Raw genomic sequence first — 16719 nt, 5'->3', positions numbered from 1 at the left:
CATGCGCAAAAGGCTGTGTATTTCCCCCGGTTGGCGGGCTGCATATTCGGTCTGCCCCTCCGAAGAAGCGAAATTCAGTTGATCAGACCGGCGCGCATGGCTTTTGCAACGGTCTGAACACGATTGACCGAATCCAATTTGCGCGTTGCGCGATTGAGATAATGGTTCACCGTGTATTCGGATAGCGCCATGATCCTCGCCATCTCCATGGTCGTCTTGCCGGCAGCCGCCCAGCGCAGGCACTCGATCTCACGACGCGAAAGGCTACCGGGTCCTCGCCTGTCACGCCCCCGCACTTCGCTCAGCCGGCTGTAGAGAAGACCCGCCCAAAGATTGAGCGCCTGCATCTCATCATTGGACACAAGCTCCCTGCTCCCGCCAAAGGCTATGGCAGCGCGGCGTCCCGAAGCGTCGTGAACCGGCAGATAGAGGCCTCTCGGCAGCCCGGCCGTTTCGAAGACGCTAACCGCGGCATCACCCTTGCCGTCAAGCCGCCTGCGCGCAAGCTGGTGGGCATCGTAGGTGAAGGGAATTGTGCTGCGCCGCAACCGCTGGACGACAGGGCTGCCGTCGATCAGGCCGGCACTGTCGTAGCGTCTCAGGAACTCCGACGGCCAGGTCGTCATCAGCGCCTGCGTGGAAAGACTGTGGCATCCGGTTTCCGGGATGGACAGAACCAGGAATCCGCGAAAGCCGTAGGCATCCGATATCTGGCCGAGAACCCGCCTGATATCGTCTTCGCTGCCTAGCGCTTCGGCGATAGACCGCCCGCCAGGGAGAACCAATGACGATATGCCTGCGCTGAAATCTACCACCCGCTCGTCTCCCACATCCCGCGCCCGATCGAGCGAGGCCGCTCTCGCCATCATGAAATTGCGTCAATGCTTTCGCCAAAAAGCAAATTTCGCTCCGGCCCTTGCAACCGGCCGTAGCGGCGGGCCTGATATATCGCAAGCTAACGTTCTTGGAACACCTCGTCCAGTCGATGTTCCTAATTTACCGTAAAGCGGAGTTAACGTCCATTGCGCCCGGGGCCAAGGCGCATCCGGACCTCCTCCTCGATCTTTCCCGCCGCCCCGCGCACGACCTCGGCCCAAGACGCCAGTTGCGCCATGTTGACGCGATAGGCAGGCCCGGTGACGGACACGCCCGCAACCAGATCGTGTTCCGGAATGGCGATCGGCGCGGCGACGCAGCAGATTTCTGCCTCATGTTCCTCCCGGTCGAAAGCGTGTCCCTCACGGCGAATTTCATCGATTTCGGCAAGCAGGGCCGCTGCCGAGCGATGCGTGTGCGCGGTGAATGGGTGGAACCTCATCTTTGCGGCTATGCGCTCCAATTCCGGCTGAGGCAGCGACGACAGCGCTGCCTTGCCTATGCCTGTGCAATAGGCCGGCGACGCCTTGCCGATCTGCGAGCTCATGCGCACTGTCTGTCGACTCTCGACCTTGTCGACATAAATGATCTCCGTCTCCCGCAGGACGCCGAGGTGAACCGTCTCGCCGGTCAGCTCGTGCAGACGCAGAAGGTGGGATTCGGCGATGTCACGAAACCGGTTACCTGACCACGAACGATAGGCGAGCTTCAGCAAACGAAGGCCCGGCTCGTAAGACAGGTCACGGCCCTGCACGAGCAGGCCTTCCTCGACGAGGTGGCTGAGCAGCCGGTGCACCGTCCCGCGCGGCTGGCCGATGGACTGAACGATATCCGTGAACCGCTGGGGACTGCCGGCGGTCACCACGGCCTCAAGGACCGCCATGGCCTTGCCGAGCGTGCCGGTACCGGCGATTTCAATCTCTGTGTCGGTGGTCTTGATTACGTTCATGTCACCCAGCTTCGATCAGGGGCATCGTGCCTTGACAGGATAAAAGCAATGGCGCGATAATTCCAGATAATAAAACATAGTTCCATATAATGGAACTTCTATCCATCCCAAACTCAGCAACAGGGAGATGCCATGCCATTGCCGAGCGGTCAGTTTCCCGACCTGCAAAACAACGGTGTGCTCGTGACCGGCGGCGGGTCCGGCATCGGCGCCGCCCTGGTGGAAGGCTTTTTGCGGCAAGGCGCGCCAGTGGCCTTCATCGACATCGCAGAGGAAGAGAGCCTTGCACTCTGCGAGAAGCTGGCCGCCCAAACTGGAAGAAGGCCGCAATTCATTCCTGCCGATCTCAGGCAGATCTCGACCTTGAAATCGGCGGTCGACACCGCTGCCAGCACACTCGGCTCGATCCGAGTGCTCGTCAACAATGCCGCTCGTGACGACCGGCAGCAATTCGAAGCGGTGACGGAAGAAAGCTGGGACGAAAGCCTGTCCGTCAATCTCAGGCACTTCTTTTTCATGAGCCAGGCGGTAGCGCCCCACATGCGCCGCGACGGTGGCGGGTCGATCGTCAATTTCTCGTCGATCGCCTTCATGCTCAACATGCCGGACGTTCCTGCCTATGCAACGGCGAAGGCCGGCATCATCGGGCTCACCAAGTCGCTCGCCGGGAAACTCGGGCCGGACAATATTCGCGTCAACGCGATCCTTCCGGGCATGATCGTCACCGAACGGCAGAAGCGGCTGTGGCTGGACGACGACGCAATCACGCGGATGCAAGAGAGGCAGTGTCTGAAACGCATGTTGATCGCGGATGACCTCGTGGGGCCTTGCCTCTACCTGGCTTCCGACTGCTCAGCGGCAATGACGGCCCAGACAATGATCATCGATGGAGGCGTATTTTGATGACGGCAGCCTATTATGCCGCGGTCGACTGGGGAACCACGAGCTTCCGGCTGTGGATCATCGGGGAAGATGGAGCCGTTCTTGCGGAACGTCGCAGCGCGGAAGGCATGACGACGGCGGCAAAGGTCGGCTTTCATACGGTTCTAGACGCGCATCTCGCCGCGACAGACGCTCCCGGCCACCTCCCGATCATCATTTGCGGCATGGCCGGTGCCCGTCAGGGCTGGAGGGAGGCAGGCTATCTCGATACACCCGCCGCACTCACTGCAATTGCAGGGAGTGCTATCTCCGTTCCAGACGTCGATCGCGATATCCGGATACTTCCGGGCCTCGCCCAACGCGGCCTGCGGCACCCCGACGTGATGCGTGGTGAAGAAACGCAGCTTCTCGGCGCCGCCAGCACGCTTGGCAACGGGCGGCACCTCGTCTGCATGCCGGGCACCCACAGCAAATGGGTCCGCCTCAGCGGCGAGACGGTCGACGGTTTTTCCACCTTCATGACCGGCGAATTGTTCGATGTCGTTTCGCGCCATTCAATCCTCAGTCATGCCGTGTCGGGCGGAGGCACCTTCACCGGCAGAGAGCCGGCGTTCGTCGAGGCCGTGTCAAAAGCGACGAGGAATCCGGCGCTTGCCACAAATCTGCTTTTCTCCGTCCGCGCGGGACAGCTTCTCAACGGGATCAGCTCGACCGACGCCAAGGCACGGCTCTCCGGCACGCTGATCGGTATCGAGATCGCCGGCGCCCTTGCCACAGCCGGATCGATCGACGGAATTTGCCTCGTCGCCTCAGGCCCGCTTGGCGCACTCTACCGTGCGGCCCTGGAAAGCCAGGGTCTTAAAATTCAGCATGTTGACGCCGACGATGCGGTACGGGCGGGCCTTTCCACCGCCGCCTGCGCGATTTGGCCTCTTTGACAGAAAGAAAGAAGATGAACCGCATCCCCTGGCCGCCGATGAAATATCCGCTGATCGCCATCCTGCGCGGGCTGAAGCCCGCAGAAACGGAAGCCGTCGTCGGCGCCCTGATAGAAACGGGCTTCACGGCAATCGAAATCCCCCTGAACTCGCCCGATCCGTTTCATTCCATCGAAATCGCGGTGAAGATGGCACCGGCCAACTGCCTGATTGGCGCGGGAACCGTGTTGACGACGGCGCAGGTGGAACAACTGGCCGACGTCGGCGGGCGGCTGATGGTGAGCCCCAATGTCGAACCGTCGGTGATCAAGCTAGCCGTGACGAAAGGCATGGTGACGATGCCGGGCGTCTTCACGCCGACCGAGGCTCTTGCCGCCGCCGGCGCGGGCGCGACCGGTCTCAAGTTCTTTCCGGCGAGTGTACTCGGCCCCTCGGGCATTGCGGCGATCCGCGCCGTTCTTCCAAGCGACATCGAGATCGCAGCCGTCGGCGGCGTGTCCGAGAGCAACTTCTCCGACTATGCCAAGATCGGCATTCGCAGCTTCGGCCTCGGTTCGAGTCTCTACAAGCCCGGCATGACCGCCGCGGAGGTCGGAGAGCGAGCGAAGGCGACGCTCGAAGCATACGACGCCGTTTATGGGGGGCAATGATGATCGATCCCGTTCCCTTCTCCGGCCGCATTCTTTGCAATCTCGACTCCGCGCTCGGCGAAGGGCCAACCTTCGACCCCGGCAGCGGTACCGTCTGGTGGTTCAACATCACCGGCCAGGAATTGCACGAGCTGCATATCGAAAGCGGCCGAAAGACGGTTCACCCCCTGCCCTTTCTGGGAAGCGTGCTTGCCGTCATCGATCCCGCACGCCAGCTGATCGCGTCGGATCAGGGTCTCTTCCTTCGCGATACGAAAAGCGGCAAGCTCTCCCCTTTCGCCCTGCTCGAGGACAGCCCTGTCAACCGCTCCAACGATGGTCGCGTCCACCCTTCCGGCGCTCTCTGGATCGGTACGATGGGGCGCGGCGCGGAAAAACATTCGGGTTCGATCTATCACGTCGCCGGCAACCGTGTGACGAAGCTCTACGGCAACATCAGCATTCCGAACGCAATTTGCTTCTCGCCCGATGGAGCCACGGCGTATTTCGCCGATACGGACGTCAACCACCTGATGCGCGTCGATATTGATCCCGCTACCGCACTTCCGACCGGCGACGCCGTCGTTCTTGCCGACGAGAGTTCGTCACCCGGCGGTCTCGACGGCGCGGTTTGCGATGCCGACGGGCTGATCTGGAACGCGCGCTGGGGCGCAGGTTCCGTCGACGTCTATAAGCCGGACGGCCAAAAGATCGCCCGCTACGCCGTGCCCGCGACGCAGCCCAGCTGCCCCGCCTTCTTTGGAGCGAAGGCCGACCGGCTGCTGGTGACGTCAGCCTGGCAGGGGATGGACGGGACCGCGCGGGCGGCCGATCCAGATGCCGGCAAGACTTTCGACCTTGGCATCGAGGTCAAAGGTCGGTTCGAGCCCGCATTTCTGCTCTGATCACAACAAAGGCTGGCATCGGATCGCCAAAAAGTCATACAATTGCACCATGCGATGAATCGTCATGGTACGGGAGGGATTCGGATGAGCGAAAAGAAAAAGGAACTGAGAAGCCGGCACTGGTACGGCGGAACTCACAAGGACGGCTTCATTCATCGGTCCTGGATGAAAAACCAGGGCTTCCCTGACCATGTTTTCGACGGGCGACCGATCATCGGCATCTGCAACACCTGGTCCGAGCTCACGCCCTGCAACAGCCACCTGCGCGTTCTGGCCGAAGGCGTCAAACGCGGCGTCTGGGAGGCCGGCGGCTTTCCCGTCGAGTTCCCGGTTTCCTCGCTCGGCGAAACGCAGATGCGCCCGACCGCCATGCTCTTCCGCAACCTCCTGGCGATGGACGTCGAAGAGGCGATCCGCGCCCACGGGATCGACGGCGTCGTGCTGCTCGGCGGCTGCGACAAGACGACGCCGGGTCAATTGATGGGCGCTGCCTCCGTCGACCTGCCGACGATCGTCGTTTCCTCCGGACCGATGCTGAACGGCAAATGGAAAGGCAAGGACATCGGTTCGGGCACGGATGTCTGGAAATTCTCGGAAGCCGTGCGGGCCGGTGAAATGAGCCTGCAGGAATTCATGGCCGCAGAAAGCGGCATGTCGCGCTCGCCCGGCGTCTGTATGACGATGGGCACCGCAACCACGATGGCCTCTGTGGTGGAAGCCATGGGCCTTTCGCTCCCGACCAACGCGGCACTTCCTGCGGTGGACGCCCGCCGCATGGCGCTCGCGCACATGACCGGCAAGCGGATCGTCGATATGGTGCACGAGGACCTCAGGCTGTCCAAGATCCTGACGAAGAAGAATTTCGAGAACGGCATCATCGCCAACGCCGCCGTCGGCGGGTCGACCAATGCCGTCGTCCACATGCTCGCGATTGCCGGTCGCGCCGGGGTCGACATCTGTCTGGACGACTTCGATCGGGTTGGGGGTCAGGTTCCCTGCATCGTCAATTGCATGCCGTCGGGCAAGTATCTCATCGAGGATCTCGCCTATGCCGGCGGTCTCCCCGCAGTGATGAACCGCATTCGGCATCTGCTTCATCCGGACGCGCCGACCGTTTTCGGTGTTCCGATCAGCAAATATTGGGAGGGTGCGGAAGTCTATAACGACGACGTGATCCGGCCACTCGACAACCCGCTGCGCGCCGCGGCCGGCATCCGCGTGCTGAAAGGCAATCTCGCTCCCAACGGCGCGGTCATAAAGCCATCGGCTGCGAGCGAGCATCTGCTCGCGCACGAAGGCCCTGCCTATGTCTTCGAGACGATCGAAGATCTCAAGGCCAAGATCGACGACCCGGATCTGCCGGTGACCGAGGATACGATCCTCGTTCTCAAAGGCTGCGGCCCGAAGGGCTATCCCGGCATGGCGGAAGTCGGCAACATGCCGATCCCGCGCCGGCTTGTCGAAAAGGGCGTTCGCGACATGGTGCGCATTTCGGATGCGCGCATGTCCGGCACCGCCTTCGGCACCGTGGTTCTGCATGTCAGCCCGGAAGCCAACGCTGGCGGTCCGCTTGCGATCGTCAAGACCGGCGATCGTATCCGCCTCGATGCCCTGAGGGGCGAGTTGGACCTTCTGATCAGCGAGGAGGAGTTCCAGACGCGCATGACCGCTTGGCAGCCGCCGGAGCAGAAATGGCAACGCGGCTACTACAAGCTCTATTACGAGACCGTACTGCAGGCCGACAAGGGTGCCGACCTCGATTTCCTCGTCGGCAAGAGCGGCAGCGACGTGCAACGCGAAAGCCACTAGAGCATCCCGCTTTCGGGTGGAATCACCGAAAGCGGATAAGATGCTCTAGAATCAAAGTGCTAGGGCGCCCTTTGTGCGTTCATTTGAACGCACGGCGCTCTAGGATCACTTCGTTGTTCCATTGAAACATGGAAGTGATCCAACCCTTTGAAACAACGCAATTTCGGATGGAACACACTGCTCCTGGACTTGCTCAAGGACGTCATCGGCGCTCCATGTAAACCCACTGATGATGGAACAAGAAGGTCCCGGATCAACTAAGATCGGGGACCTTCATTGCGAATTTCGTCGCTCGCTCAAAGTATTCGCCTGGGCCGATCCGAGAAGACCTGGCTGCCGGCCTAGATTTAGCTACACCTAAACAAAGAAACGACTTCGTTAGCCGACTTTGCGTGACACGGCGACCAACCGCTTGATCCTGCCAAGACAAAGCATCCAAAGGTAGAATCGGCGCCATTGGCCCGGGCAGACACTTGCATTTTTTACGGAACAGATTTCGCTGCCGGACGTTGCTTGAGTATCACCAGCGCGGTGGGGAGGCCGATTCCCAACGCCGCGGGGGTGATCGACAACGTCAACGAAAGGCAGTCTGATATGACAAAGAAACTTGTATCTTCCGTTGCGGCTGGCGCGCTTCTCGTGGGCGTTACCTTTGCCCCGACAAGTTTCGCGCAGCAGACCACAACTCCCCCGCCTCCGTCGGAACCGGCACCCACGCAGATGCAGCCGGGCGGGACAACTCCGCCTGCGACAGAGCCTCCGGCCGCCGATCAGGCCCAGAAGCCTCCTGCGGCTGGTACTGAAGCGCCTGCTGATACGACCGCTGAAGCGGACTATCTGACCGAGCAGAAGGACGACCAGATCGCCACCAGCACCTATGTGGGCCAATCGGTCTACAATGCCGCCGATGAAAGCATCGGCGAAATCAACGATCTGATCATCAAGAAGGACGGTGGTGTCGAAGCGGCAGTGATCGGCGTCGGCGGCTTCCTTGGTATCGGCGAGAAGAACGTCGCGGTCCCGTTCGACCGGATCGAGATCGCCGAGCAGGCCGACACGGCAGCGTTGAAACTGACGACGACCGAAACGGCCGACACGCTGAAGGCGGCGCCTGAGTTCAAGACGAAGGCGCAGCTGATGGCCGAGCGCCAGTCCTCGCAGCCGGTTGACACATCGACGACATCGTCGACGGGTACGACGCCGGCAACGCCGACGCAGCCGGCACCTCAGCAGTAAGTTGACACCGAGCGGACTTCCGCTCCCAACAGAAGCGGCGCGTGATGCGCCGCTTTTTTTGCGAGTCAGATCATTTCATGATCTAACTTTTTGAAACCACGCAATTCCGGACGGAACCCGTTAGACTTTCCGGACTTGCTCTAGAACAGAACGCCGTATCTCAGCGCATCGTAGATGCCCGCATGGATGTTGCGGCTCGCCACCGCATCGCCGATCCGGAACAAGTCGAACGTCCCTTCGGGATTGCGAACGGCAATCGGGTTTTCGCGACGGATAAGAGCCTTGTAGTCGACCGCGCCCAGATTGCGGGACAGCGGCTTGAGCTCCAGGTAGAGTTCGGCCATCGGCACCGTTCCATGCTCGACGACCACTTGCGCGACTCGCCGCTCGACGGAAGCGGTCTCGGAAAAATCGGAACCCAGCGTCGCAACAAGCGCGTTGCCGTCGCGTCTCACCGATTTCAGCCGGGTGTTGATCGTTACCCGCACATTCTTCTCGGCAAAGGCCTTCGCGTAGGGAACATGGTTCATGCCGCCGACCTCGGGCGCGAACATGCGCTCGGGCGAGACGATTTCGAGCTCGATGCCGGCTCTGGCTATCAGCTCGGCTGCGGTCATGCCGCTATGCGCGCCGTTGTCGTCATAGAGCAGCACCGGCCCCTCGGCTTTCACCGTGCCGGCAATGATATCCCAGCTTGAAACGACGAGGTCGTCGCCTGTCCCGAGCGTGGGATTCTGAGCGATGCCGCCGGTCGCGACGACAACAAGATCCGGCTCACGCTCCAGCACGTCCTCCACCCCGGCAAAGACATTGTAGTGGATCGGGACACCCAGCCGTTCGAGCTCGGAAAGCCGCCAGTCGACGATGCCGATCATTTCCCTGCGGCGGGGGTTTCGCGCCGCAAGCAGGATCTGGCCGCCAGCTTCGCCGGTCGCCTCCAGCAGCTCGACCGAGTGACCGCGCTCGGCGAGCACGCGCGCGGCTTCGAGGCCGGCGGGTCCCGCCCCAACGACAACCGCACGCCGGCGGGGTCCGTCGCTCTTCGAAATGACGTGCGGCACGATCGCCTCGCGCCCGGTGGCCGCATTGTGGATACAGAGGGCGCCTCCGCCCTCATAGATGCGGTCGAGACAATAGGTTGCGCCCACGCAGGGCCGGATCTCGGCCTCGCGTCCCTCCTCGATCTTCCTGACGATATGCGGGTCGGCGATATGGGCGCGGGTCATGCCGACCATGTCGAGCTTGCCCTCGGCGATCGCGTGGCGCGCCGTCGCGACGTCGGCGATGCGGGCGGCGTGAAAGATCGGGAATTTTGTCGCCGCCCGAACTTCTCCCGCGAAGTCGAGATGCGGTGAAGCGGCCATGCCCTGGATAGGGATAACCTTGGTGAGCGGCGCGTCGTGATCGATATGGCCGCGAATGATATTCAGGAAGTCGAGCTTGCCGGAACCGGCGAGCCGCCTTGCGATCTCGACGCCTTCTTCCTTCGATAGGCCCTGGTCCCAGTCTTCATCCGCAACCATGCGCGTGCCGACGATGAAGTCAGGACCGACCGCCTTGCGCACGGCGTCGAGCACCAGATTCATAAAGCGCAGACGATTGTCGAGCGAGCCGCCATATTCGTCGTCGCGATGATTGGTGGCCGGCGACCAGAAGCTGTCGATCAGATGGCCGTAGGCCTCGATCTCGATGCCGTCGAGGCCGGCGGCCTGCATGCGACTGGCGGCCGCTGCATAATCGCTGACGATCCGCTCGATGTCCCATTCCTCGATTTCCTTCGGAAAGGACCGATGCGCCGGCTCGCGGATCGGAGAGGCGCTCAGCACGGGCAGCCAGTCGCCCCTGTTCCAGCTCGTGCGACGGCCAAGATGGGTCAACTGGATCATGACGGCGGTGCCGTGCTCATGACAGTCGTCGGCGATCTTCTTCAGCCACGGCACGATTTCATCGGCGTAGGCGTAGAGATTGCCGAAAGCCGGCGGAGAGTCCTCGGAAACGATCGCCGAGCCGGCCGTCATCGTCAGCGCGATGCCCCCCTTGGCCTTTTCCAGATGATAGAGCCGATAGCGGTCCTTTGGCATCCCGTCTTCCGAATAGGCCGGCTCATGGGCCGTGGACATGATCCTGTTCTTGAGAGTCAAATGCTTTAGACGGTAAGGCTGGAGCAGCGGGTCTTTCGAGAGGGTCATTCAACGGTCCTTGGGCTGTCGTGCCGGTCAGTACCAGGCGTCGGGCATGCTGTTCTTGCGTCTGGTGACATAGTCCATCAGAGCCTCGTCGATTGCTACATCCAGAGGCGGCGCTTCGTATTCGGCCAGCGTCTTCTTCCAGCTTCGGTTGGCGCGCGTCGCCATGTCCGTCTCGCCCTGCTCGACCCACTTCTCGAACGGTTCGTTGTCCGAAAGCGCGCTGTCCCAGAAAGCGGTCTGATAGTTGCGCATCGTATGATCGCATCCGAGAAAATGGCTGCCCGGCCCAACCTCCAGAAAGGCATCCATCGCAAGCGCATTGTCGTCGACGACCACGCCGGCGAGATACGAGTGGAGCGCTCCGCAGAAATCGGTGTCCATCACGAACTTCTCGTAGGACATCGCGAGCAGACCATCGACGAAACCCGCCGAATGCAGGATGAAATTGGCGCCGCAATGGACTGCCGACAGCATCGACATGACGCCCTCTTGCATCGCCTGGGCGTCCGGCAGCTTCGAATTGGAAAAATTGCCGGCGCAGCGCAGCGGCAGGCCCAACCGGCGGGCGAGCTGCCCGACGACCATGCTGCCGATCGCCGGCTCCGGCGTCCCGAAAGTAGGCGAGCCGGAGCGAAGCGACATCGAGGAAAGGAAGTTGCCGAAGATCACCGGCGCTCCCTTTCGTTCGAGCTGCGTCAGCGCGCAACCGGCAAGCGTTTCGGCATAGGACTGGGCGATGGCGCCGGCATTGGTCACAGGCCCCATCGCCCCGCCCAGGATGAAGGGCACGATGACCGCCGCCTGGTTGGCGCGCGCATAGGCGCGCAACGACCTGGTCATCGTTCCGTCCCAGACGAGCGGCGAATTGACGTTGACGTTGCCGAGAATGACGCAGTTCTTGTCCACGAAATCGGCGCCGAAGAGGATGCGCGCCATTTCGATCGAATCCTCGGCACGCTCCTCGGCCGTAATCGAACCCATGAAGGCGCGATCGGAATATTTGATGTGGCTGTAGACCATATCAAAATGGCGCTTGTTGACCGGCACGTCGACCGGCTCGCAGATCGTTCCGCCGGAATGGTGCAGCCAAGGGCTCGACTGGGCGAGTTTGATCAGATTGCGGAAATCCTCGATCGTGCCGTAGCGCCTGCCCCGATCAATGTCGGTCACGAAGGGAGAGCCATAGGCTGGAGCGAAGACGACGTTGCGGCCGCCAATCTCGACATTGCGGGCGGGATTGCGGGCATGCTGGGTGAATTGCGCCGGTGCCGAACGGACGATTTCATTCAACATGCCGGGTTCGAAGGTGACCCGGACGCCATCGATCCTTGCGCCAGCCCGCTTCCAGTGATCAAGCGCCGCGGCATCATCGCGAAACTCGATTCCGACTTCGGCGAGAATACGATCCGCGATCCTCTCGATCCGCTGCAGGCTTTCCTCGCCGAGAATATCGTAGGTCGGTATGTTGCGGACGATAAAGGGAACGCCGAGATTCCTGCCGGCTTCCCGTCGCTGCGATCTGGCACCCCGGGTTCGCCGAGACGCCTCTCCCGTTGCTGCCGACGATGCTTCCATTTGCCAACCTCCCATCATTTTTCATGATGCTAGTGACGATCAAGGTGATTGTAACGCTGGAAAAATTTGACGCATTCTATAAGCTGCATTTATGGAAAATCTGCGCCGCCTCCTTCCTTCCGCCGCCAGCCTCATCGTTTTCGAGGCGGCCGGCCGCCATCAGAATTTCACCCGCGCCGCAAATGAGCTCGGAATGACGCAAGCGGCGGTATCTTACGCCATCCGAGGTCTCGAGGACCAACTCGGCGTACCGCTGTTTCACCGCGTGCACCGCGCGGTCCAATTGACGGAGGCAGGCGAAAAATTCCATGCGGACGTCTCGGTTGGCCTGTCGCGGATCCAGAAATCGGCTGAGGATATTCGTGCGAAAGGTCGCGAGACGAATGTCACCCTCGCCGCTTCGACCGCCTTTGCCTCGATGTGGATGCTTCCGAGGCTGACGCGGCTGCGCGAAGACCTGCCGGAGATCGATCTTCGCATCCAGACCAGCGTGCGCGACCTCGATCTCGACGAAGAACCCATTCCCTTGGGCATTCGAGGCGGTGATCCCAGCCATTGGCCACGATATCATGCGGCTCTGCTGGCCGAGGAAGTGGTCAACGCCGTTGCGACGCCCGCCTATATCGAGGCGCATGGCCTGCCAGAAACGCCGGCCGACCTCTCACGACACAATCTCATCCATCTCGAAGAGCCCGTGCGGCGAGCTTGCGACTGGACGGAGTGGTTCGCGAGTGCGGGCCTTGCTTATCCTGCGCAGGGGCGACGGCTTACGATAAACGACTACGTGCTGGTCATCCAGGCAGTGCTTGCCGGGGAAGGAATCGCGCTCGGCTGGGAACACCTGATCGAGCGGCAGGTCCGCTCCGGCGCACTTGTTCCGGTGGGCGGGCACGTGTTGAGGACCGGACACGCATTCTATGTCGTCTGGCCGCGGTCGCGCGAACTCAACACGCAAGCACGGCGCATCAGGGACTGGCTATTAGACGAGGGGTTGCGTGACCGTTCCGCGGCCGGTGCCGATGAAGGCGACCATCAACGGGATGCCGCTACTTCGCGATAGCGATCGGAAAGATAACGCATCGTCGCAACGGCGTCCGCCGGCTTGCCGTAGAAATAGCCCTGCCCCATGCCGCAGCCGAGCGCCTTCAACTTCAGCGCTTCGGAAAAATCCTCGATGCCCTCGGCGACGACCTCAAGCTCCAGCCCTTCGCACATCGAGACGATGGCCTTGATGATATGTTCCGACGCGCGATCGGCGGAGATCCGGGAGACGAAGGCGCGATCGATTTTCACCTTGTCGAAGGAAAAGTCCCGCAGCCGGCCGAGGCTCGATTGTCCCGTCCCGAAATCATCGAGCGACACGCGCACGCCCGCCGCCCGCAATTCGGAAACGATCTTCTGCGCCACGTCGGCATCCGCCATCACCGCTGTCTCGGTGATCTCAAGCTCCAGCCGGCGTGGGTCGAGCCCGACCTGATCAATGATCGACAGCAGACGCGCGCTGGTCGCGGTATCCATCAGCTGCGCAGAGGAGAGATTGAAGGAAAGGAAAAGTTCCTTCGGCCACGACAACGCGGCCTGTGCCGCCTTGCGCAAAAGCGTTTCCGCCAGCGACTCGATAAAGCCGCGCTCTTCGGCAAGCGGCACGAACACGGATGGCGAAACGTAGCCGAGATCCGCGTCACACCATCTTGCCAGCGCTTCGAAGCCGACGACCGTGTCGCTGCGAAGATCGACGATGGGCTGGAAATGCACGTCGACCTGATCGGCTATGATCGCGTTGCGCAGCGCCTGTTCGAGCTGCGTGGCGCGCTTCATCTCCTGGGCGATCTCCTGCGAATAGACGGTGATCTGGCCACGACCGCGCCGTTTCGACCGATAGAGCGCTGTGTCGGCGCTCTTCAGCAGGTCTTCAAAGCTATTGCCGGCGAAAGGATAGACCGCGAAGCCGAAGGACGCCGACAGGCGGACGTTGCGATCGCCGAGATCGAAGGGCGCCGACAACACTTCCTTCAGCACGCGGCCAAGCTTTTCGGCGCCCTTGCGCTCGAAGATCAGCGGCAGGACGAATGCGAACTCGTCGTCCGAGGTGCGTGTCACGGTCGCACCTTCCGGAACGCAGGCTTTCAGGCGGTGTGCGACCTGGCAGAGGATCTGATCGCCGGCTTCCGGCCCGAACAGGTCGTTGATCGGCTTGAACCCATCGAGATTGGCAAGGCCTATCGTGAACGGCGCCGGGTCGCTCGCGCGCTCCGCGGCAAGCTCGCAGACCTTTTGCCGCAAATGCCGGCCATTACCCAAGCCAGTCAGTTGATCGATGAGCGGAACGGGAGGCGGCACCTCGACAATCTCATGACCTGCGGCCTGCCTCCACATCATGGCCGCAAGCTCTCGCGGCGGGCTGGCGCAGGCGCTAGGAAACGGCCGCGGCGCAGCGACCCTCGCCGACGGAGATGGATCTCCCGCGTCGGCGAAAGCAGTGGCTGGGCGGCTGGACGAAGCGCATTCATTGCTGCGAGGCTCTACACTTTCTGGCAGTTCGATGCAGACGATGACAATCGGGGGTTAACAATCCCATATCGCCTCGCTATCAAATCTTCCGTCGGCATCCCTAATTCTGGCGAATTGACAAGATTGGAGCCTCAGCCGACGGCACGCATGTTCCCCATGGGCATGTATTTTCTGAGGATCGCTTCGATCATGTCCGGGCTGACCGGTTTCATGATGTGGTCGTCCATCCCGACCGCTTCACATTGCCGAAGGTCGATATCGAGCGCCTGCGCGGTCACCGCAATGATCGGTGTTCGCCGGTCGGTCCCCTTTTCGGCATCGCGGATGGCCGCTGCGGCATCGAAGCCGTTCATGACCGGCATCGATACGTCCATGAGGACCAATGCCGGCTGAAGTTCGTGCCAGAGCTCTACCGCCTCCCTGCCATTCGCGGCGATCCGATGGGAAACCCCGAGCCCCTCCAGTATCTGGGCGAAGACGAACTGGTTGATCTGATTGTCCTCGGCGACCAGCACTTCAATGTCCGGCGCGTGCGTTCCGGGCGCAACATCGCTTTCAAAGGAGATTTCCCAGTCCGCCTGCGAAAGCGACGCCCGCGCCTGTGGACGCTCGGCGCAAGCGCGAAAGATCTCCGCGAGCAGGTGGCCGGCATCGATGTCGCCGGAGATCTTGAGGACAGGGCTTGCATGCCAGCCGGCAAGGACACGCCTGAGCTCCGAGAAGGCGCCATCGAGCACCAGGATATCGAGCTTTACCCCGGAATGTTCGGCAGCCGATGCGAAAGTCTCGAGTTCGCCGATGTTGCGCACAGCACAAGCATCGAGACCGGAACCGCGCAGACGCGCAACGAGCCGTTCCTCCACGCTTCGGTCGCCGGTCGCCAGCAGCACGCGCAGTCCACGCGCGGGCAGGGTCTCGATCATCGATCCCGCTTCGACCAGTTGCTGAACATTCAATGCACGAAAGGGATCGTAGAAATTCTGTGCCGGCGTAAAGATGCTGTAGTCCAGAATCTGCAGGCCGCTGCCGCCCTTGTTCTCACCCGTGCCGTGATACCAGGCCGCGATATCGGTGACGTCGTTCATGCAGGTCACGACGAAATGGCGGCCGGGCATGCCGATGCGATATTTGCGCGTCACGACCCAGAGATCGCTGCCATCGGCGCGCACGATATGTTCCGCTTCCGAATATGGCTTGCCGGTTTCGAGCACCAGTCGATCCGACTGTTCGAACCGCTCCGCCAGTTCGGCGTCGACGAGATCCCAGGCGGAGCGCCCGAGGATCGTCTCCTGCGTCAGATCATGAATTGTGCAGAACGCCTTGTTGACGGCGATGTAGTTGAGGTTTCGGTCTTTGACGCAGATCGGATTCGGCTGCGCGTCGAGAATCTCTTCCGTCAGTTCCACGCGTTCGAGGTCGGTCTGAACTTGTTCGTCGCGCTTCTTCTGTTCGGAAATATCAGTGACCGACAATATGCCGATACCGCTCGACAACCGGCGCTTGCGCAGAGAGACCCAGCGGGTACGGCCCGCCCGCTCGACATTCTCGTAGCGCTCGCGCCAATGCAACGCCATATGCTCGGCGATCCAATCTTCCCTGTTGGCCCGGCGGCGGCTGTTCTCAGGCAATGTCCCCGGGCGCACACCGGTATCATAGACGGCACCGAGAAAGTCGCGAAGCCGAGTGCCGGGCGCCAAAAGGCGGGCTGGAACCGGAAAGAACTGCAGCATCGAGGGGCTGGCGAACAGGATCGTGTCGTCTCGACCGCAAACAAGCAAAGCAAGACCAAGCGCGTCGCAACTCGACTCGAGAATGACCCTGTTGATGTCTGCGCCGCCCGACGCCACATCGTTCATCGCGCTGTCCTCATTTCGCCCTCTGCATGATTCCTTAAATCGGAAACGATTTAGGGACAAAACGATGCAGCAATCCAAAGTTTTACAGCGGCCTTTGTGAGTCTGAAAAGACACACGGCGCTGTGGCGGCGGTTTCATTCCGGGACATGCTGGTTGGCCTCGGAAGGCGTCTCTTCGGGCGGAATGCGTGACGGCGTCCAGCAACGCCGCGGAGCTCCAAAGATAAAACCCGTTCTCATTCAGGTTGTTGTGGAAAATCGCAGCAGAACGTTAAAGCGGAATTAAATCATGGCCGCATTTTCCACGCCGATCGCCTCGTGATCGCTCCGTCTGCGGCGGCACCGCCGCACAAGCCCCTTTCCCT

13 protein-coding genes are annotated in these 16719 nt (G+C 61.4%); 7 read left to right on the top strand and 6 right to left on the bottom strand.

Features of this window, described 5'->3' with window-relative positions; genetic code table 11:
* Window positions 1-74: 74 nt before the first annotated feature.
* Window positions 75-815, bottom strand: a complete 741-nt coding sequence (locus QN224_RS03820) for an autoinducer binding domain-containing protein (protein ID WP_283975597.1) — start codon at window positions 813-815, stop codon at window positions 75-77.
* 197 nt (window positions 816-1012) lie between these two features.
* Window positions 1013-1825 (bottom strand): IclR family transcriptional regulator, encoded by an 813-nt coding sequence (locus tag QN224_RS03815; protein WP_283975596.1) that lies wholly within the window; start codon window positions 1823-1825, stop codon window positions 1013-1015.
* 132 nt (window positions 1826-1957) lie between these two features.
* On the opposite strand from QN224_RS03815, the gene QN224_RS03810 reads away from it, so the two are divergent.
* The 6 genes from QN224_RS03810 to QN224_RS03785 all read left to right on the top strand — a co-directional run bounded on the left by QN224_RS03810 (window position 1958) and on the right by QN224_RS03785 (window position 8224).
* Window positions 1958-2728, top strand: coding sequence for an SDR family oxidoreductase (locus tag QN224_RS03810; RefSeq protein ID WP_283975595.1), 771 nt, complete (start codon window positions 1958-1960; stop codon window positions 2726-2728).
* Window positions 2728-3645, top strand: a complete 918-nt coding sequence (locus QN224_RS03805; RefSeq protein ID WP_283975594.1) for a 2-dehydro-3-deoxygalactonokinase — start codon at window positions 2728-2730, stop codon at window positions 3643-3645. Before QN224_RS03810 ends, QN224_RS03805 begins: the two co-directional genes overlap by 1 nt.
* Window positions 3646-3659: 14 nt before the next feature.
* A complete protein-coding gene (locus tag QN224_RS03800) occupies window positions 3660-4295 on the top strand; it encodes a 2-dehydro-3-deoxy-6-phosphogalactonate aldolase (RefSeq protein WP_283975593.1) in 636 nt (211 codons plus the stop codon).
* Window positions 4295-5179 (top strand): SMP-30/gluconolactonase/LRE family protein, encoded by an 885-nt coding sequence (locus QN224_RS03795; protein WP_283975592.1) that lies wholly within the window; start codon window positions 4295-4297, stop codon window positions 5177-5179. Before QN224_RS03800 ends, QN224_RS03795 begins: the two co-directional genes overlap by 1 nt.
* 84 nt (window positions 5180-5263) lie before the next feature.
* Complete coding sequence (locus QN224_RS03790) at window positions 5264-6988, top strand: IlvD/Edd family dehydratase (protein ID WP_283975591.1); 1725 nt, start codon at window positions 5264-5266, stop codon at window positions 6986-6988.
* 594 nt (window positions 6989-7582) lie between these two features.
* A complete protein-coding gene (locus tag QN224_RS03785; RefSeq protein ID WP_173510700.1) occupies window positions 7583-8224 on the top strand; it encodes a PRC-barrel domain-containing protein in 642 nt (213 codons plus the stop codon).
* A 140-nt stretch (window positions 8225-8364) separates the two neighbouring features.
* Here the strand turns inward: QN224_RS03785 and QN224_RS03780 are convergent, their stop codons facing one another.
* Window positions 8365-10413 carry an NADH:flavin oxidoreductase gene (locus tag QN224_RS03780; RefSeq protein WP_283975590.1) on the bottom strand — a complete coding sequence of 683 codons (2049 nt, stop codon included), beginning with the start codon at window positions 10411-10413 and terminating at the stop codon, window positions 8365-8367.
* A gap of 27 nt (window positions 10414-10440) precedes the next feature.
* Entirely contained in the window at window positions 10441-11988 is a 1548-nt protein-coding gene (locus tag QN224_RS03775; protein ID WP_283975589.1) for a trimethylamine methyltransferase family protein, read from the bottom strand.
* Window positions 11989-12079: 91 nt separating this feature from the next.
* Here QN224_RS03775 and QN224_RS03770 point away from each other — a divergent pair, with 91 nt between their 5' ends.
* Window positions 12080-13048, top strand: coding sequence for a LysR substrate-binding domain-containing protein (locus QN224_RS03770; protein WP_283975588.1), 969 nt, complete (start codon window positions 12080-12082; stop codon window positions 13046-13048).
* Here the strand turns inward: QN224_RS03770 and QN224_RS03765 are convergent.
* Both QN224_RS03765 and QN224_RS03760 read right to left on the bottom strand, forming a co-directional pair.
* Window positions 13021-14364: a bifunctional diguanylate cyclase/phosphodiesterase gene (locus tag QN224_RS03765; protein WP_283976090.1), complete on the bottom strand. Its 1344-nt coding sequence runs from the start codon at window positions 14362-14364 to the stop codon at window positions 13021-13023. The two genes, QN224_RS03770 and QN224_RS03765, sit on opposite strands and share 28 nt — an antisense overlap.
* Before the next feature lie 266 nt (window positions 14365-14630).
* Entirely contained in the window at window positions 14631-16355 is a 1725-nt protein-coding gene (locus QN224_RS03760) for a response regulator (RefSeq protein ID WP_283975587.1), read from the bottom strand.
* Window positions 16356-16719 lie beyond the last annotated feature (364 nt).

Origin of the sequence: Sinorhizobium sp. 7-81, assembly GCF_030124405.1 — a bacterium.
In the GTDB taxonomy this organism is placed as follows: Bacteria; Pseudomonadota; Alphaproteobacteria; order Rhizobiales; family Rhizobiaceae; genus Sinorhizobium; species Sinorhizobium psoraleae.
The sequence above is the reverse complement of the archived record's forward strand: the minus strand, read 5'-3'. Positions and strand labels throughout refer to the sequence as shown.